Origin of the sequence: Pseudoalteromonas phenolica, assembly GCF_001444405.1 — a bacterium.
In the GTDB taxonomy this organism is placed as follows: Bacteria; Pseudomonadota; Gammaproteobacteria; order Enterobacterales; family Alteromonadaceae; genus Pseudoalteromonas; species Pseudoalteromonas phenolica.
In genome coordinates this window covers 3,041,400-3,060,930 of the sequence record NZ_CP013187.1, presented here as the reverse complement: position 1 = coordinate 3,060,930, position 19,531 = coordinate 3,041,400, and the positions used below count along the sequence as shown (strand labels likewise).

Genomic DNA, 19,531 nt, shown 5'->3' with positions numbered 1-19,531 from the left:
TTATCAGGCTTGCATGATAACTCAAACTTTTAACCATTAACCTAGCGCAGGAATAACGCCAAACATTTGCAAGCCTTGTGCAACTATTATGACAACGCCACAGCAAGCTGCAAGGCTTAATCCAAATCGCCCACCTTTAACTTGGTATCCTTGATCACTTGAGTGTTGCGCTCTTTGCACCCAGACCATAGCAACGGGTAGAAATATAGCCAACACCACAAGTGCAATGGCGGCGTAACCTAATGCTGTAATAAATCCTTGAGGATAGAATAGAGCGAAGCCTAGTGGAGGGACAAAGGTAATTAACGCCGTTTTTAATCGAGCGATTTTGTTGTCACCTTGTTTGAAAGCATCTGCAAAGAAATCAAACAGTCCAAGACTCACTCCGAGAAAAGAGGTTGCTAGAGCTAGGTCTGCAAAAATAGTGATCGACGTACTGACTTGTGTGCTATTTACTAGGCTTGAAATGTTGCCAATGAAGCCTTGCAGACCTTCAGCTTGTAGAAGTTGGGATTGGCTCATCATACCTTGGCTAATTAGTTGCCAGAAAACATAAATGATTAAAGGGACAGATGCACCGAAAATCATGACCTTTCTGAGTGAACGAATATCAACACCGACGTACTTTACAATTGATGGGATCGAACCGTGAAAGCCAAATGATGTGAAGATAACAGGTATAGCAGAAATAAGTAGCCCTTGCTCTAATGGCATCTCTAGTAAATGTTGGCCTTGGACATAAGGGGTCAGAACAAAGAATAGGCTGCCTAGTACGACTACTTTAATTGCAAATAATACTCGGTTCAGTTTATCAACCGTTGAAGTACCCATTGTAACTATGGTTGCGACCAAAACCGCTACCAGAATAGAGCCGACTTGCGGAGCGACATCGAGATTGAGCGCAGCATTTATTTTTGATTGTAATTGCGCACCTCCACCTGCTATGTAAGCCGCACATAGCGCGTAAAACAAAAAGACCATTGCGAAATTGGCGATATATTGCCCACGTTTACCAAGCAGTGTCTTTGCGAGTGTATTAAGTGTGGCATCTGAACTGGCGAATTGGTGAAGCTCTAGCATTAATAACGCGGTGTAGGTCATTAAAAGCCAAGTTAATAAAATTAGAATTAAAGATGCACTAAAGCCAATACCTGCAGAAGCAATTGGCAGGGCTAGCATGCCTGCACCTATGGTTGTGCCTGCGACAATTAGCATACTGCCAAGGGTTTTATTCTTTATCACATTTATGCCCCGTTAAGTGTGAGAGAGCAGGCAAGATATAACGCAGAGCAAAAAATTGAAACTCCTTTGTTATAAATCAAGATACGTGTTTGTAATATATGTTTTACATTCTGCTGCACTGAACCGAGATTTAGACATAAAAAAACGCGATGACTCGGCATCGCGTTTTTTCAAAAGTGATGATTACTTCACTTCTTTACCAGCCGCTTGTTGATCGGCATGGTAACTTGAACGTACAAACGGTCCGCACGCTGCGTGTGTGAAACCAATTTCATCAGCGTAATCTTTTAAAGCATCAAACTCTGCAGGCGGTACATAGCGTTTTACCGGCAGGTGGTGCTTAGATGGTTGTAAATATTGGCCTACAGTAAGCATGTCAACGTTGTGTTCGCGAAGATCGCGTAACACTTCTTCAATCTCAGACATTTCTTCGCCTAGACCCACCATTAAGCCAGATTTAGTCTTAACATTCGGGTGAGCTTCTTTGAAGCGACGAAGTAGTTCTAAAGACCACTTATAATCTGCACCTGGACGAGCCAGCTTATACAAACGAGGTGCAGTCTCTAAGTTATGGTTGAATACGTCAGGTGGCGTTTCAGTTAAGATCTCTAATGCTTTTTCCATACGGCCACGGAAATCAGGCACTAAGATCTCAATGGTGATTTCAGGATTATGCTTACGAATCGCTTTGATACAGTCAGCAAAATGTTGTGCACCGCCATCACGTAAGTCATCACGGTCTACAGACGTGATAACCACATACTTTAGCTTCATGTCTTTAATGGTTAAAGCCAGTTTTTCAGGCTCTTGTGCGTCTGGTTTTAACGGGCGACCATGTGCTACATCACAGAAAGGACAACGACGAGTACAAATAGCACCTAAGATCATGAATGTCGCTGTACCATGATTAAAGCACTCAGAGAGGTTAGGGCATGATGCCTCTTCACACACTGAGTGTAACCCGTGGTTTCGCATTGCTTGCTTGATGCCCTCAATGCGCTCACTTGATTTCGGTAAACGGATTTTAAGCCATTCAGGTTTTCTTAGCATTTCATCGCGTTCAGTTGGCATCACCTTAACTGGGATCAATGCCATTTTTTCAGCATCGCGAAGCTTTACCCCTGGCTCCATTTTTACTGGTTTACTCATTCGTTCTCGAACCCTTCTTTGTGTTCAACATGCTCAGCGTTAAGACGTTTAAGCATATGTTTAACAAGACCTTGCGCAACTTCATCAAGTTGCGACGGGCCATTTAATTCACTTGTTTGCACCATGTTCATACCGGCATAGCCACATGGATTTATGCGCATAAACGGGCTCATATCCATGTTTACATTCAGTGCCAGACCATGAAACGAACAGCCTCGGCGAACGCGCAGGCCCAAAGATGCAATTTTACTGTCGTTGACGTAGACACCAGGTGCATCCGGTTTGGCGTAAGCATTAATGTCGTATTCTTTAAGCATATCGACAATGCATTCTTCTAACCAAGTTACTAGCTCTCTTACGCCAATTTTAAGACGACGGAGATTAAACAGTACGTACATCATTTGCTGACCAGGACCGTGATAAGTCACTTGACCACCGCGGTCAACTTGAATAACAGGAATGTCGCCCGGTGCTAAAACATGCTCTGCTTTACCTGCTTGCCCCTGAGTAAAGACAGGCTCATGTTCAACAAACCAGATCTCATCGGGACTGTTATCGTCTCGGGTATCAGTGAAGTCTTGCATCTTTTGCCAAATAGGCTGGTAACTTTGTAAGCCTAACTGGCGAACTATCACGGTGCTTTGAGTCATGACTTGCCTTTACAGTACGTAACGTACGTCTTCGATGTTGCCAATTTCTGTATAGATTTGCTCAATATGCTCTTTTGAAGTGACGGTCGCGACCAGCGTCACCGACTCGTAAGTACCTTTGCTACTCGGTTTTACTTTTGGCGCATAGTCACCTGGTGCAATTGTTTGCAGCTTTGCAAGGATCTGATCAGTCAGATTTACATTTGCTAGGCCCATAATCTTAAACGTGAATGGGCAAGGGAACTCTAAGTATTCGTCAAACTTAGTATTTTTAACTGGTTGAACCATGAAGGTGTCCTCATCGCAAATGGTGTGGTGTGTTTTTATTTCACACACGCTCAATAATGGCGGGCATTCTATCATTTTTGCGGCAAAAAAAAACGCCTCACTCAGGAGGCGTTGATGACTAATAAATCAATTATTACATGATCTGTAAACGTAAATAGTCATAGATCTTGCTAAAGAAGCTACCTTCTTCAATTTCTTCAAGCGTAACTAATGGATACTGAGAGATTTCTTCGCCATCGAGCTCTAGGAATAGTGTGCCTACTTTAGTGCCTTTGGCTAATGGCGCTTCTAAAGTTTTATCTAACTCAAAGTTAGCTTTTAAATTTTTGCGTTGACCACGAGGGATAGTAATGGGTGTGTCTTCTAGAATACCTAAAGAAACCGTCTCTTTATTACCCATCCAAATACGCTGATCTGCAAAGCTATCGCCCGCTTTATATGGTGTGATTGTTTCGAAGAAACGGAAGCCATAGTTGAGTAGTTTTTTGCTTTCGACTTTACGAGCACGCTCACTGTCTGTACCCATAACAACTGCAATTAAGCGCATGTCGTCTTTAGTTGCTGATGTCACTAGGCTGTAACCAGCCTCTGATGTGTGACCTGTTTTAATGCCATCAACGTCAAGGCTTGCATCCCAAAGCAGTGAGTTACGGTTATACTGTTTAATACCATTGAAGGTAAAAGACTTTTCTTTGTAAAGCGCATACTCTTCAGGTACGTCACGAATAAGCGCGGCACCTAGCGTCGCCATATCACGTGGAGTTGTGTAATGTTCGTCTGTATCTAGACCGTGACTGTTAATGAAATGCGTATTTGACATGCCTAGCTTCTCAGCGTGTGCATTCATGAGATCAGCAAATGCACTTTCACTTCCCGCGATGTGCTCAGCCATCGCAACACACGCATCATTACCTGATTGAATGATGATGCCATGGTTTAGGTCATCAACACTGACTTGCTTGCCAACTTCTATGAACATTACTGATGAACCTGGGAAGTTTTTCGCCCATGCTTTTTCACTGATGGTAACCATATCGGTCGGCGAGATATTACCAGCTTCAATTTCGACGCCAATCACGTAACTGGTCATCATTTTCGTTAAGCTAGCAGGTGCCAGTTTAGTATCTGGTTCACCTTCCGCAATGACTTTGCCAGTTGTGTAATCCATTAAGAAATAACCTTTCGCATTGATCTGTGGTGCAGAAGGTAGGATCTGTGCGGAAGCTGAAAAAATGGTTGCTGAGCATACCAGCCCGCAAATTTTGGTAAATAGTTTGGTTTTTAGTAAAGTCATTATGTTCTTTTGTCGATAAAATTAAAAATTAGTCAGCTTTTTCTATTCTAAAGTCGTTGTTCACTGTAAAGCAAGAAAGCCTGGCGAAATTCACCAGCTTGCAAGTTTTCTAACAATGATTGAGCGTGATTATCATTGTCTAATGGGCCTAAGCGCAATTTATGTAAACCGCCTTCTTCTGCAATATTTGTATCAATTGCAAATTGACTCGCGAGCTTTTGTGCTAGGAGCTCAATATTAGTCTTATTACTGCTGGCAACGACTTGAATATAGGTTAATCTGGGCACAACGCGATCGAGTGTAATCGCTTCAATCTGAACCTTTGCTGTACCTTGATTATGATAGCCCAGCTTATAGGCTGCGGCATACGATAAATCAATGATCCTATCATCATGAAATGGGCCGCGGTCATTGACTCTGACAATGGCCGATTTGCCATTTTCTAAATTAGTTACTTTAACAAAACTCGGAAGTGGTAGCGTTTTGTGAGCTGCCGTCATGTCGTACATATTAAAAATTTCACCGTTAGAGGTATAATACCCGTGAAACTTTTGCCCATACCATGAAGCGGTCCCCTGCGCTTTGTAGCCTTTTTCATCAGACATAGGGTGATATTGCTTGCCAAGCACAACATAGGGACGTCCGGCGCTGACACTCTTAGGCTCTGCTTTCACTTTCGCATCACGCATTTCGTATTCGGTAGGAATACGCATTGGCGCAGTATCTTGGCGTGTATGGTAGCGGGAGCTACAGCCACTCACAATAATGACGACAAGGGCAAGCAAGTAAGCCTTATTCAACTTAGTCATGATTTAAGTAACATCCTCTTATCTGTCGAAATTGACATAATGATGCCGAACCCTGCCATTAGCGTAACCATGGACGTACCCCCATAGCTAATGAGAGGAAGTGGTACACCCACAACAGGTAAAAGGCCCGACACCATGCCTATATTCACAAATACATATACAAAGAAAGTCAGTGTTAAGGCGCCAGCTAATAGTTTGCTAAATGCATCTTGCGCTCGTACTGCGATTAACAGACCTCTGCCGATGATAAATAAATATAAACTGAGCAATAACACCACACCCATTAAACCAAATTCTTCACTTAATACCGAGAAGATAAAATCTGTGTGTCGCTCAGGTAAAAACTCTAATTGAGATTGTGTGCCATGCAGCCAACCTTTGCCTTCAACACCACCTGAACCAATGGCAATTTTAGATTGAATAATGTGGTAGCCAGCCCCTAAAGGGTCACTTTCAGGGTCGAGAAGCGTCATAACGCGTTGCTTTTGATACGCGCGCATACCGTAATGCCAAAATGCAAACACTGCGGGGATCATTAATAGTAATGCTCCTCCAATAAGCCGCCAGCTTAATCCTGCTAGAAACAAAACGAAAATGCCTGAGCTGGCAATAAGCAAAGAAGTACCTAAATCCGGTTGTTCTTTAATTAAGAAAGTAGGCACACTTAGTAAAACGAAACCAACGAACAGATTTGTAAATTTAGGGGGCATACGATGCTGAGAAATATACCAAGCAACCATCATAGGAACTGCAAGTTTCATAATCTCTGATGGTTGGAAGTTCGTGACGCCAAGATTCAACCAGCGTTTAGCACCATTGATTGTTATACCAAAGAAAAAAACAGCAATCAGCATAGCGAGACCGACCAAATACAGTGGTATTACTAAACGTTTTAGTGTGATAGGCGGAATTTGAGCGAATATTAGTAGGGCAAAAATAGCACTTCCCATTCGAATACCATGTCTTAACATCATATCCATATTTTGGCCGCTGGCACTGTAAACGATGGTTAAACTACCAAGCATCATACAAGCAAGCGCTATCAATAGAGGCACGTCTAAGTGTACTTTTTGCCAAAATGAACGTTTATGCCCAAGCACCATTAATCCGTTCCTTGCTCAAGAGGGTTAGCTGTAAAGTAATAATCCATTAATTGACGTGCAATAGGGGCCGCGATTTTACTGCCGCCACCTTGGTTTTCTACTACCACAGTCACAACAACACGCGGGTCATTATAGGGGGCAAAGCCTGTGTAAATGGCGTTGTCTCGATGGCGCTCATCCAGCTTTTCTGCATCATACTTTTCGCCCTGAGCGATACTGACAATTTGCGCAGTACCAGTTTTACCTGCAGGATCGTAATTAGCTCCTTTAAATGCTTTATGCGCAGTACCTGTGACCTTAGTTACAGTGTTGTGCATGGCTTCCAGGGCGACGCGCCAATGGTCATGATTTTTGAGCACAATAGGCGGGCGCTCTTCGGTATACATTGGCGTGATTTCATCAAACTGCTTTTTTACTTGTACAAGGTGTGGCTGGTAATGTTCGCCTTTATTTACCATGATAGTAACAGCGTTGGCTATTTGCATTGGCGTCGCAGTCCAATAACCTTGTCCAATCCCAACTGAAATGGTGTCACCAGGCCACCAGTTTTCTTTGAAGCGTTCTTTCTTCCAAGCTACGGTAGGCAGAATAGCGGTTGTCTCTTCATGAATATCAATGCCTGATAAATCACCAAAGCCAAACTTATTCATAAAATTACTGATTTTGGTAATACCAGACTTATAGGCAATCTCGTAATAAAAGGTATCACAAGACTCTTCAATGGCTTTATACACATCAACATGGCCATGTCCCCAGCGTTGCCAATCACGCCATCGGTGATCAACATTCGGAATTTGAAAAAAGCCCGGGTCCCACATGCGAGTTTGCTCAGTGATAATGCCTTCTTCTAAGCCGAGAATTGCTAAATGTGGCTTGACGGTAGATGCAGGCGCATAGCGACCTTGAGTCGTTCTATTGATTAAAGGTCGATCTGGATTTAATAAGGCACGATAATCTTTACCACTGATCCCATGTACGAATAAGTTTGGGTCGTAACTTGGATTCGAATAAAGCGCGAGAATACCGCCATCTTTTGGGTCCATAACAACGATCGCGCCACGCATGCCTTCAAGGGCTTTTTTCGCCACTTGCTGTAAGCCTATATCTAACGTAAGAACTAAATCTTGCCCTGGTGTGGGCGCGTCGACGCTTAAAGTACGGATCACTCTGCCTCGGTTATTCACTTCAACACGTTGTGAACCAACGATGCCGTGCAGTTCTTTTTCGTAGAATTTCTCTATGCCAAGCTTACCAATGTCATGGGTTGCTCGATAATTTTTGGCTTCACCAGCGAGCTCTAACGCAGTGAGCTCTTTTTTATTTAATTTGGCAACATAACCAAGCGCATGGGTGAGTGTTTCGCCGTAGGGGTAATATCTGGCAAGGCGAGCTTCAATATTAAAGCCGGGAAATTTATGCTGATTAACCGAAAATAAGGCGACTTCTTGCTCGTTTAAACGCGCTTTAATAACACGGCTTTTAAAGCGCTGTTTACGGCGAATATTCTTTAAAAAGCTTTCTTGGTCTTCTACAGAAATATTCAATAAAGCGCCAACTTCAGCAAGTTGCTTAGCGATATCATCTACTTGCTCAGGGATCACTTCTAAATTATAAACAGGGCGGTTTTCTGCCAATAACACCCCATTTCGGTCGTAGATTAAGCCTCGGTTTGGTGCGACGGGGATTACTTTAATACGATTATCATTAGAGCGTGTTTTATGGGTGTCGTGCTCTGTGACTTGTAGCTTATAGGCGTTACTGAGTAGCAAGCCAATGAGTAAGGTAACAAATACAAAACCAACAAATGCGCGACGAGCAAATAAATTTGCTTCAGCTGAATGGTCACGAATTGTTGGTCTTTTGTTTATCATCTGAGTTGTATTATTCTCTGTGGTATGGGTGGTTGTTATTTAAACTCCACCCGCGATACAAGCTTTCAGCGACAATAATGCGCACGAGTGGGTGCGGTAACGTCAATGCCGATAGCGACCACTTTTGCTCAGAAGCGGCAATACACTCAGGTGCAAGGCCTTCAGGCCCACCAATTAATAAGCTGACATCTCGACCGTCAAGCTGCCACTTTTGCATATGATTTGCGAGTTGATGGGTATCCCAAGGCTTACCTGTTACTTCTAGCGTCACAATTCGGTTGCCTTTCGGAATAGCGGCTAAGGTTTTTTCACCTTCCAACTGCAAAATACGCTTGATATCGGCATTTTTACCACGCTTTCCTGCTGGGATCTCAACCAGTTCTAACGCCATATCTTTTGGAAAACGACGCTGATACTCTTTAAAGCCTGTCTCAACCCAAGCTGGCATTTTTGTGCCGACAGCAACCAATTGAATTTTCAAAATTAGCCCCAGAGTTTCTCTAAGTCATATAAGTCACGAGTTTGGTCTTGCATAACGTGCACAACCACATCGCCTAAATCAACCAGTACCCACTCACCCACATCTTGTCCTTCAATGCCTAATAGGTCTTCACCAGCATGACGCGTTTCTTTAGCAACGTGTTCAGCAATAGACTGTACGTGACGTTTTGAGTTACCTGAGCAAATGACCAAATAATCCGTTACAGAGCTCACTTCTTTTACATCTAACTTAACAATGTCACGGGCTTTCATGTCGTCAACTTTGTCTAATGCAAAGTCTAATAATTGTTCAGAATTCAAATCTTGTATCTCTATGCTCAAAAAATAAGGCGCGTATAGTAGCACAGCACATTGCTTTATTCAGCATAGAGCTGATGAGTACGAATGTAATCTATGACCGAAGACGCGAGAAATTGTTCCATAGGTTTTTGATTATTTATTAGTTTTCTTATATCGCTGGATGCGGCATCAAAACTAGGACCGGTTAAAAAATGACAATGACCTGCTTTTTTCGTGAGTAACAGCTCGCTTGTCTCAACGTGAGCTTGTGCCACATAGTCAGCAAGCGCTGGATTTGGCACATAAATTTCGCCAGGGCGCTGATAAACCACGATGTGGCAAAGCTGTGTAATGGCTTGCCATTCATACCAAAACGTTAAACTATTGAAGGAATCCATACCCATCAAAAAGATGATGGGGGAATTAGGCTGCTCGTCTCGGTATTCTTGCAGCGTTAACAATGAATAAGAAGGCCCTTGGCGCTCAAGCTCTCGTTTATCAATGGTAAATGCTTCATTACCTTGTGTTGCTAACTCGAGCATGTTGAGACGGTGTGTGTCAGTGATCTTAGGCTGTGCTTTGTGCACAGGTATGGCACAGGGCAAAAATCGTAATTCAGACAACCCTAGTTCAGCAACGCATTGCTCGGCCATGTTTAAATGTCCTAAATGGACGGGATCAAAAGTACCACCAAAAAGTGCAATCATATTGTTTAATCAGTGTGGTTAATGGGCAGGCCAATTGGAATATGGTAGCAAAAACTCAGTGCGCAATGCAGTAAGGCTTGATAAGGCGCAGTGAGTTCTCCGCGTTTATAGCCACTGTCTATTTGTGCCAACAAAAAACCTATTTGCTCAAGCTGATGCAAAGGCAATCTATCAAGTGCTTGCTGAGTTAAAGGCTGTTGGTTTTTCCAAATGTTATGCTGTTTATAGAGGGCAGTTATATTCTGTCCCTGTTGTAAACCTTTTTTAATTGATATTAAGGTTTGCTGCTGTTTATTCAGTGCCCAAATAAGAGTATTTGGCTCAGTGTTATCTTCAGCTAACTTAACCATCACTTTAGTTATTTTTTTTGCTTGGCCGGCAAGCGTTGCATTAGTCAGGTCAAAAATATCAAATTTACTTTGATTAAGCAGGCCCGCTAAGATTTGCTCATCATTGACGGTTTGCGAAGGATAAAGCAGCGCCAGTTTTTCTAGCTCTTGATGTGTTGCGAGTAAGTTGCCCTCTGTGGCCAGCAAAAGTTGCTTTTTTGCATCTTGTGTTAGAGCGACTTTTAACTGCTTGGCTTGCGAATCAAGCCAGCGCTGCAAGTGTTGGCCAGTCAATTCATAACAAGGCACATATACGCCTTGCTTTTCTAAGCCTTTAAACCAAGCACCACGTTGGATCTCTTGGCTGGCTTTTTGACCTTTCACAATTAACACGACATCAGGGTTCGGTTGAGCAGTCAGTTGTTTAAACGCATCACTCCCGGCTGTACCGGGTTTTTGCTGGTTCAAGTCAAATTCAATGAGTGTGCGTGCGCTAAATAGCGACATACTATTGTATTGAGCAAGTAATTCCTGCCAATCAAAGCCTGGCAACAAACTAAATTTAATGACTTCGTCGAAGCCTTGTTGTTTTGCAGCCTGTTTTATTTGCTGCACACATTGTGCTTCTTGAAAAGGTTCTTCACCTAAAACCAAATAGAATGGAGCTAGGCCTTTTCGTAAAGTATCGGGAAGTTGGTTAGCGTAACAGCGCATTAGAGTTGCGACAGCTCTCGAACAATACGTTTACTTGCCTGTTTGCGCAGCTCGTTAAGAATAATATCAAGCTCTTTGGCTTTAGCGAGTGCGTTGTCAGGGTCATCTTGATAATTGCGGTAAATCTCAAACCCTTTATCTATAGGCTCAAGACCTGGACGTGTCACTCTATATGAAACAGAATAAGCCAGTTCGTATTGCGCAACCTGACCATTTCTAAACAAGCTTAACGTTTGGCGTGTTAGAGAGTCACGATACAGATGAAGCTCAGGAACTTGTTTGTTTCTGTTGTCACTAATGGTGACTTGAGATGCGACGAGATCTTTGCGAAGTAATGAAAACAGCTCAGACTTGCTATCATCACCCGACAGGTGAAGTGTTTGTAATTCTTTTGGTAAATATGAGGCTTGCTTTAAATGAAAGCCACAACCAGATAACAAAACACAGGCTAGCAAAAAAGCTAGCCCATGCTTATTTGAATGCGATAAATGCATCTTAGTTTGCAACCACATTAAGTAGTTTACCTGGTACGTAAATCACTTTACGGATTTCTTTGCCTTCAATGAACTTAGACACATTCTCTTCAGCAAATGCCAGCGCTTCAACTTGTTCTTTCGTTGAGTCGGCAGCAACCGTTAGCTTAGCACGCAGCTTACCATTCACTTGTACAACGATAAGTTTCTCATCTTCAACAAGTGCAGCTTGGTCAACCACAGGCCATGTTGCATCTAACACGTCACCTTCGTGACCTAGGTCTTGCCATAATTGATGACACATATGTGGTGCAATCGGTGCAAGCATAATGACGATCGCATTAAGTGCTTCGTTTGCTAACGCAATATCTTGTGCATCTTTTAGCGGTGCTTTTGCAAGCTTGTTAGATAGCTCCATGATAGCAGCAATCGCAGTATTGAACGTTTGGCGACGCTCAACATCATCAGTTACTTTTGCAATGGTTTTGTGGATCTCACGACGTAGCACTTTTTGGTTGCTGTTAAGTGCTGCTAGGTCAAGCTCAGCTGTACCTGCTGCATTGACATCTACTGCGTATTTCCAAACACGTTTAAGGAAACGAAGTGACCCTTCAACACCCGAGTCAGACCATTCTAGAGTTTGCTCTGGTGGCGCTGTGAACATCATGAATAAACGAACTGTATCTGCGCCGTATTGCTTGATAACAGTTTGAGGATCAATACCGTTGTTCTTTGATTTAGACATTTTAGACATACCAGCAGACTCTACTGGTTGACCGTCGTCTTTGTGCCACGCTTTAGTGATACGACCTTTATCGTCAGTTTCAGTTTCAACGTCAGTTGGTGAAATCCAAACATCACCGCCTTTTTCGTCTTTACGGAAATAAGTTTCAGCTAATACCATGCCTTGACATAGTAGACGCTCGAACGGCTCATCTGAGTTTACTAAACCACAGTCACGTAAGAGTTTGTGGAAGAAACGCGAGTAAAGTAGGTGAAGGATCGCGTGCTCGATACCACCAATATATTGGTTTACTGGTAGCCAGTAATTCGCTGCACCTGGCTCTAACATACCTTCGTCATAACGAGGGCTACAGTAACGCGCGTAGTACCATGAAGATTCCATGAAAGTATCGAACGTATCTGTTTCGTGGAATGCAGGTTCTCCGTTCACTGTGGTTTTTGCCCACTCAGGGTCTGCTTTAATTGGTGAAGTTACACCGTTCATTACCACGTCTTCTGGTAGGCGAACTGGCAGCATATCTTCAGTTGCAGCAAGCTCTGAACCGTCTTCTTTATTTAGCATTGGGATTGGTGAGCCCCAGTAACGCTGGCGACTAACACCCCAGTCACGTAGACGGAAGTTAACTTTACGCTTACCCGCGCCAATGCTTTCAAGTTTGTCAGCAATGGCGTTGAATGCTGCTTTAAACTCAAGACCGTCAAATTCGCCAGAATTAATCAGCGTACCTTTTTCAGTAAATGCTTCTTTTGAAAGGTCAGCTACAAGCTCAGAACCTTCAGCAGGTGCAATAACTTGTTTGATCTCAAGACCATAAGCTGTCGCAAATTCATAGTCACGTTGGTCGTGACCTGGTACTGCCATTACCGCACCTGAACCATAGTCCATTAGTACAAAGTTTGCAGCCCATACAGGTACTTCTTCACCGGTTAGAGGGTGAATCGCTTTAAAGCCCGTGTCGATGCCTTTTTTGTCCATGGTTGCCATATCAGCTTCAGCAACCTTAGTGTTTTTGCATTCTTCAACAAATGCAGCAACGTCTGGGTTGTTCTTAGCAGCTTCTAACGCAATCGGGTGACCAGCAGCTACACCAACATAAGTTACACCCATGAAAGTGTCAGGGCGAGTAGTGTAAACTGTGAAAGTTTCACCATTATCAGCACGTTTGAAATCGATTTCTAAACCTTCAGAGCGACCAATCCAGTTACGCTGCATGGTTTTTACTTGCTCAGGCCAGTGTTCAAGCTTGTCTAAATCGTCTAATAGCTCTTGTGCATAATCAGTAATTTTGATGAACCACTGAGGAATTTCTTTTTGCTCTACAAGTGCGCCTGAACGCCAACCACGACCGTCGATAACCTGCTCGTTAGCCAGTACTGTTTGGTCAACTGGATCCCAGTTTACGGTAGACATTTTCTTGTAGACTAAGCCTTTCTCGTAAAGCTTAGTGAAGAACCACTGTTCCCATTTGTAATATTCTGGGTGACATGTTGCGATTTCACGATCCCAGTCGTAACCAAAACCAAGCTGTTTTAGCTGACCGCGCATGTAATCAATGTTTTCGTATGTCCACTTAGCAGGCGCTGTGTTGTTCTTAATTGCGGCATTTTCTGCAGGTAGACCAAACGCATCCCAACCCATAGGTTGCATGACATTTTTGCCTTGTAAGCGCTGGAAACGAGATACCACATCACCAATGGTGTAGTTACGCACGTGACCCATATGCAGTCGACCACTTGGGTAAGGGAACATAGAGAGGCAGTAATACTTCTCTTTGCTCTCGTCTTCTACGACTTTAAACGTCTTGTTTTCTTCCCAATACTGTTGGACTTTTGACTCAATGTCTTGCGGGTTATATTGCTCTTGCATCTATGTTTCCAGACTTCTTGCAAATTAATAAAAAATTGTTCGATAGCATAACCGAATTTGCCATTTAATCACAGCATCTAAGCAGCAAATATTTGCGCTGTTTAAGTGCTTTAAAAACTTTGACCCGACTGAATAAAAATTTAATTTCGCACCTACATTATGAAAATATTAATTTAATTGATATTGATTATCATTTGCGTTGATTCTAGGCGCTTTTGGATTTAACATGCGCCGCGAAATTTAAGTTCCAAAAATATCAAGGATATTCATGTTTAGAAGTTCGTTTACCTTAATTGCTATGGCTGTTAGTTGCGCATCAATGGCTAATGAAGTTAGTCAGTCAGAATCAAACACTAGTGAAATAGAACAGATAATTGTTTCTGGAAGCCGTGTTTTTGAAAGTATTGATGAAGTACCGGCATCAATTACTGTGATCACACAAAAGCAAATTGAAGACCACCTCAAGGTAAACCCAGAGCTTCAAAACTTACTGGCGCAAATAGTGCCTGGTTTAGCACCTGATACAGGTAGCTCTAGTAACACAGGCCAAGGGCTTCGCGGTCGAGCGCCATTGGTCATGATTGATGGCGTGCCACAATCAACACCACTGCGAAATGGTTCGCTTGGTATCAGAACATTGGATGCAAGCGCTATTGCCCGCATTGAAGTGATCAAAGGTGCAACATCTATCTACGGTAATGGTGCGTCTGGCGGGATTATTAACTACATCACAAAGCAAGCTCAAGCTGATGGACAGGTAGAAGGTGAGGTGAGTCTTTCTAGTCGTTTCAGTGCGGTTAAACTGGCAGAAAGTGGCGGTGCTCGTATATCAGCGGCAATTAATGGTCGTGCCGACAAATTTAGCTACCTTGCGACTATAGGTTATGAAGAAAATGGCGTACAACGCGATGCTGAAGGCGATATCCTTGGGCTGCAATATGGTTTGTCAGATGCCGTAACAGAAAATTACTTTACTAAACTGGGATATGATTTTGATGAAGATAAGCAATTGCAGTTTAGTTACAACTATTACAGTTCACAGCAAAAAACTGATCTAGGCGATGTGTTTGGAAATATTAATAGTGGCGAAAAATCATATGCCCAACACGTTGCTCCGGAATTACAAAAAAAAGGTAAGCCTCAAGGTCCTGCGGGTAACGAAAATATCACGTTAAAATACACTGATTATGCGGTCTTTACGAACACACAACTTACGCTCGATGCATATATGCAAGACATTGAGAATATATTCTTCTTTTCTCCAAATTTAGCTAACCCAGAGGCGGGCTTTACTGGTGGCCAATCAGTAATCGTTTCTGAAAAACAAGGTGCCCGAGCAACATTTAATACAGCTATAGACTTTGATAATGTAGCGGCAACACTTATTTACGGTATTGACGCGCTAAATGACGTGACCTCACAGCCGATGGTTGATGGTCGTATTTGGGTACCAGAAATGGATATGCAAAGCTTGGCGGGTTATCTTCAAACTAAGTGGGTGATTGCTGATGACTTAGTGTTAAAAGCGGGTGTGAGACAAGAGAGCATTGACATTGAAGTTGAAGATTACACCACATTAAAATTGTGCCGAAGCGCAGATCAGTGTTCGGTACCTATGTCGGTGAAAGGCGATACCATTAATTATGATGCCGCTACTTTTAATTTTGCTATTAAATACAATGGCTATGAACAGTTCAGTCCATTTGCGAGTTACTCTCAAGGCTCGGATGTATCTGATATTGGTAGGTTACTCCGAACAGCTACTGTAAAAGACATAGGCCTGATCCAAACCGATGCTTCTATTACTGATAATTATGAAGTTGGTTTCAACTCGCAATTAGAAAATTTGCGTTTTGAATTTGCTTTATTTAAGAGCACCTCAGAGCTTGGCACAAGCAGTGTTTTCAATGAAAAAACTGGCGTCTATGAGCCAGTTCGTGCACCACAAAGAATCTGGGGCTACGAAGCTTTAGTTGATTACAAGCTTTCACAAACACTCGATTTAAGAGCAACATATAGTTTTGTAGAAGGCAAAAATACCGCTAACAATACTTATTTAGGCGGAAGGCAAATCGCGCCACCTAAGTTCACAGCATCATTAAACTGGCAAGCTAATGACACGCTCTCTATGGCGTTAAATTGGCTATATGTTGGCGATAGAAAACGTTTTGAAATGAACGATAAAAATCAATATGTTGCCGATCAAGGGCCTATTGATAGTTATAATGTGTTAAGCGCATCTGCAAGCTACCAGTTATCACATAATTTCAATACGTATATGGGTATAGAAAACTTATTAAATAACAACTATTACCCTGCAAGAGCGCAGGCATACGCTTATGGTGGCTATAATGTGAAAGGGTTAGGGCGAACAATTACGTTAGGCGTAAAATATAGCTTCTAAAGCTACTTTCTATTTTGCTGAGCGGCTATTTTTAACCGCTCAGCGACCTACCTGTAATTTGTTCGTTCATGTCCGCAAGTCTCCAAAAATATCCCATATCGTCTACACTTAGTATTAATCATAATTTTCAATATTCGTTGGTTGTTTATAACGTCGATAGACGTATTTTGATTAAATAACGCGCAAGAGAGGATGTTATGGCAGGTTATAAAAAATGGTTAGATGACTTCTCTTACTGGCTGAAAGATATAAAAGATCATGAAGTAGAAGACTTAGTAAACCAGTTTGTTGAAAAACAGCAGGCCTTAAAAACTTTCAGTGAAGAAAAGCTAAAAGCGTATAGCCATTATTTGAAGCGGGATTTAAAGCATTTAGAAGATGAGTATAGAAACCCAGACGATATCGCTTGGCAAGAACTAAAAGCGGGTATTTTGTTTGAACTAGCTCAGCTTGAAGACCGCACACAACTAGAGTGGCAGGCGCTATTAAAAGATTTTGAGCATGATGGTGTTTACAAAGCGGGTGAATGGATAGCCATGGGCCAATTAGTATGTAAAAATTGTCACCATACTACAGATGTACTTTATGCCTCTGAAATAAAAGCGTGTAGCCAATGTGAGCATCATGAATTTAGCCGAAAAGCATTGTCTCCATAGTCTAACCAATTTGGTTAGATAATAAAAAGAAGTTAGGAATGACAAATAAGATAGCACCTTTACCTATTCAGGCCTTAGCGCCAACCGTTTCTCTTGCGCATGTTGAATCATGCATGCGTAACCCTTATCCCGAGTCGCTGACATTTATTGGTCAGCAACGTGCCCAAAGCGCTTTAGATTTTTCACTGGGTATGGACTTGCCGGGTTATAACACTTTTGTAATGGGTGAAGCGGCATTAGGCCGCTTTACTATGGTAAAAGATAAGCTTGAAGCGCACAGTAAAACAAAGCCAACACCAAATGAGTGGTTGTACGTAAATAACTACGACGATCACCGTAAACCTATTGCGCTATTTATGCAGCCGGGTCAAAGCAAAGAGCTTGCTGATGACATGGATGAGTTTTTAGATGAAGTAGCTGATACTTTTCCTGCTGCGTTTGATAACCCAGGTTATCAACGCAAAAAGAAGTCCATCGACAAAGAGTTTGATAACAAGTATGACGCTGCCATTACCGCAGTTGCAGAGCTTGCAGCTAAAAAAAGTGTGGCATTAATAGAAGAAAGCAATCAGGTAGCCTTTGCACCAGTCATCGATGGCAAACAATTAGATGATGCTGAATTTGCTGCACTTGATGAGAAAGTTCAGGAGCACTTTTTTGATGCCATTGATAAGCTAGAAGATGATCTGATTGAAGCCTTAATTGAGCTGCCACGTTGGAAGCGTGAGTCATCTGAAAAACTGAGAAACTTAAAAAAGCAAACTGTTGAAACTGCGACTAAGCCTTTACTGAAAAAGTTAGAACTGAAATATGCCAGCCACATTGGTGTCATTCGTTATCTAAAAGATGTCCGTATTGAAATTGTTGATGCGGTGCTAGAGTGGTTAGATGACAGTGGCAGCGAGGAAAACAAAGACGAGTTTGATCACCGCGGCATGCTGAATGACTTCTTTGCTCCAAATATTCTGGTTGAATATAAAGATGGAGAAGCTGCACCTGTGGTGTACGAGCCAAACCCAACTTTTGGTAATATTTTTGGTAAGGTTGAATACGCCACTTCACAAGGCAACTTAATCACGAGTTATCGCTCAATCCAACCGGGTGCATTACATAAGGCCAACGGTGGTTATCTGATCATGGATGCCGATAAAGTATTGGCTAACTCGCAAGTGTGGGATGGTCTAAAGTTGTCGCTTAAAACCCACCAGATAAAGAATGATTTGCCGTATCAAGATAGCTCAGTAGGCAGCAGTTTCACGCTTCGCCCTCAGTTAATTCCACTTGATGTGAAGATCATTTTGTTGGGTTCACGTGATTTATATTATGCCATCAGTGATTACGATGAAGAGTTTGCAGAGCTATTTAGAGTGTTGGCTGATTTTGATTACTATTTGCCAAGTAGCGATAAACTTCAGTATCAGTTCATTACTAAAGTACTTGAGTACTGCGATAAAACTTTAAACTGTGGTATTTCGGCGTGTGGGCTTGCGCGTTTACTTAAGTTTAGCTATCGCCAAGCAGAGCATCACACCAAGCTGTCAGCACGATTTGCAGATGTGCTCGAGTTAGTTGCAGAAGCAAGTTTTTATGCAAAACAAGATAATATGACAGAGGTTACCGCAGAGCATATTGATGAAGCCATTGCTGGTAAGCAGTATCGCACCGGCCAGCTTAGTGAAAATATGCTGAGTGATATAAAAGAAGGCCACACACTGATCGAAACTGACGGTGAAGCGATTGCTAAGATCAATGGTCTGACGGTATTACATATTGGTGACACGGCATTTGGTACGCCAGCGCGTATTACGGCTACGGTATATGCAGGCTCAGATGGCGTCATTGACGTCGAACGTGAAGCAGACTTAGGTAAATCGATTCACTCTAAAGGTGTGATGTTATTAACGGGTTATCTAGGTAACAAGTATGCACAAAACTTTAGCTTAACACTCAGTGCCAATATCGCGATTGAACAAAGTTATGGCTATATCGATGGCGATAGTGCCTCGCTTGCAGAATTATGCGGCTTAATCTCAGCTATCACTCAACTACCCATTAATCAGTCGTTAGCGCTGACAGGTTCAATTAACCAGCATGGTGAAGTGCAGGCGATTGGTGGCGTAAACGAAAAAATAGAAGGTTTCTTTAAGCTTTGTAAAATGCGTGGTTTAACTGGTCAGCAAGGTGTGATCATTCCTCAGTCTAACCGTGTTAATTTAGTCTTAGATGACGAAGTGTTACAAGAGGTAGAGCGTGGTCGCTTCCATATTTATGCGGTTTCAAACGTGGATGAAGCATTGAGCTTATTAATGAATCGTGACGCCGGAGAGCTAGTTGGAGGTGAATATCCTGAGGGCTCTATTAATGCGCTAACACTCGCTCGACTTCAGCAAATTGCTGATGTGGTCAGTGGCGATAATGAAAAAGAAGAAACAGAACAAGATAAGGAGTAAG

At 42.4% G+C, this 19,531-nt stretch carries 17 protein-coding genes; 3 read left to right on the top strand and 14 right to left on the bottom strand.

Translation table 11 applies throughout. The features are described from left to right. Positions 1-36: 36 nt before the first annotated feature. The 14 genes from PP2015_RS13650 to leuS form a co-directional block, all read right to left on the bottom strand. A complete protein-coding gene (locus PP2015_RS13650; RefSeq protein ID WP_058030835.1) occupies positions 37-1,242 on the bottom strand; it encodes an aromatic amino acid transport family protein in 1,206 nt (401 codons plus the stop codon). A gap of 183 nt (positions 1,243-1,425) precedes the next feature. Continuing rightward, on the bottom strand, positions 1,426-2,391 hold the full coding sequence (gene lipA, locus PP2015_RS13645) for a lipoyl synthase (protein ID WP_058030834.1): 966 nt from the start codon (positions 2,389-2,391) through the stop codon (positions 1,426-1,428). Next, on the bottom strand, positions 2,388-3,041 hold the full coding sequence (lipB, locus tag PP2015_RS13640) for a lipoyl(octanoyl) transferase LipB (RefSeq protein WP_058030833.1): 654 nt from the start codon (positions 3,039-3,041) through the stop codon (positions 2,388-2,390). Before lipB ends, lipA begins: the two co-directional genes overlap by 4 nt. Positions 3,042-3,050: 9 nt before the next feature. Next, the gene (gene ybeD / locus PP2015_RS13635; protein WP_058030832.1) at positions 3,051-3,329 is read right to left on the bottom strand and encodes a DUF493 family protein YbeD; all 279 of its coding nucleotides are present in this window, start codon (positions 3,327-3,329) and stop codon (positions 3,051-3,053) included. A 133-nt stretch (positions 3,330-3,462) separates the two neighbouring features. Continuing rightward, positions 3,463-4,623, bottom strand: coding sequence for a serine hydrolase (locus PP2015_RS13630; RefSeq protein ID WP_058030831.1), 1,161 nt, complete (start codon positions 4,621-4,623; stop codon positions 3,463-3,465). Between the two features lie 47 nt (positions 4,624-4,670). Next, positions 4,671-5,432, bottom strand: coding sequence for a septal ring lytic transglycosylase RlpA family protein (locus PP2015_RS13625; RefSeq protein ID WP_058030830.1), 762 nt, complete (start codon positions 5,430-5,432; stop codon positions 4,671-4,673). Then, positions 5,429-6,535, bottom strand: coding sequence for a rod shape-determining protein RodA (gene rodA / locus PP2015_RS13620; RefSeq protein ID WP_058030829.1), 1,107 nt, complete (start codon positions 6,533-6,535; stop codon positions 5,429-5,431). The genes PP2015_RS13625 and rodA overlap by 4 nt, the downstream gene beginning before the upstream one ends. After that, positions 6,535-8,406, bottom strand: coding sequence for a penicillin-binding protein 2 (mrdA, locus tag PP2015_RS13615; RefSeq protein ID WP_058030828.1), 1,872 nt, complete (start codon positions 8,404-8,406; stop codon positions 6,535-6,537). Before mrdA ends, rodA begins: the two co-directional genes overlap by 1 nt. Before the next feature lie 10 nt (positions 8,407-8,416). Further along, positions 8,417-8,887 (bottom strand): 23S rRNA (pseudouridine(1915)-N(3))-methyltransferase RlmH, encoded by a 471-nt coding sequence (rlmH, locus tag PP2015_RS13610; RefSeq protein WP_058030827.1) that lies wholly within the window; start codon positions 8,885-8,887, stop codon positions 8,417-8,419. 2 nt (positions 8,888-8,889) lie between these two features. Further along, entirely contained in the window at positions 8,890-9,207 is a 318-nt protein-coding gene (rsfS, locus tag PP2015_RS13605; RefSeq protein WP_058031648.1) for a ribosome silencing factor, read from the bottom strand. 56 nt (positions 9,208-9,263) lie between these two features. Then, positions 9,264-9,893, bottom strand: a complete 630-nt coding sequence (gene nadD / locus PP2015_RS13600; protein WP_058030826.1) for a nicotinate-nucleotide adenylyltransferase — start codon at positions 9,891-9,893, stop codon at positions 9,264-9,266. Positions 9,894-9,898: 5 nt separating this feature from the next. Then, complete coding sequence (gene holA, locus PP2015_RS13595; protein WP_058030825.1) at positions 9,899-10,936, bottom strand: DNA polymerase III subunit delta; 1,038 nt, start codon at positions 10,934-10,936, stop codon at positions 9,899-9,901. Further along, positions 10,936-11,448, bottom strand: a complete 513-nt coding sequence (locus PP2015_RS13590; RefSeq protein ID WP_418054968.1) for an LPS-assembly lipoprotein LptE — start codon at positions 11,446-11,448, stop codon at positions 10,936-10,938. The genes holA and PP2015_RS13590 overlap by 1 nt, the downstream gene beginning before the upstream one ends. After that, a complete protein-coding gene (leuS, locus tag PP2015_RS13585) occupies positions 11,432-14,020 on the bottom strand; it encodes a leucine--tRNA ligase (RefSeq protein WP_058030824.1) in 2,589 nt (862 codons plus the stop codon). Before leuS ends, PP2015_RS13590 begins: the two co-directional genes overlap by 17 nt. 268 nt (positions 14,021-14,288) lie before the next feature. Between leuS and PP2015_RS13580 the strand changes: the two genes are divergently transcribed. The 3 genes from PP2015_RS13580 to PP2015_RS13570 all read left to right on the top strand — a co-directional run bounded on the left by PP2015_RS13580 (position 14,289) and on the right by PP2015_RS13570 (position 19,530). After that, on the top strand, positions 14,289-16,424 hold the full coding sequence (locus PP2015_RS13580) for a TonB-dependent receptor (RefSeq protein WP_058030823.1): 2,136 nt from the start codon (positions 14,289-14,291) through the stop codon (positions 16,422-16,424). Between the two features lie 197 nt (positions 16,425-16,621). Further along, complete coding sequence (locus tag PP2015_RS13575; protein WP_058030822.1) at positions 16,622-17,080, top strand: zinc ribbon-containing protein; 459 nt, start codon at positions 16,622-16,624, stop codon at positions 17,078-17,080. A gap of 38 nt (positions 17,081-17,118) precedes the next feature. Next, positions 17,119-19,530: a Lon protease family protein gene (locus tag PP2015_RS13570; protein ID WP_058030821.1), complete on the top strand. Its 2,412-nt coding sequence runs from the start codon at positions 17,119-17,121 to the stop codon at positions 19,528-19,530. The last annotated feature ends 1 nt before the right edge of the window (position 19,531 follow it).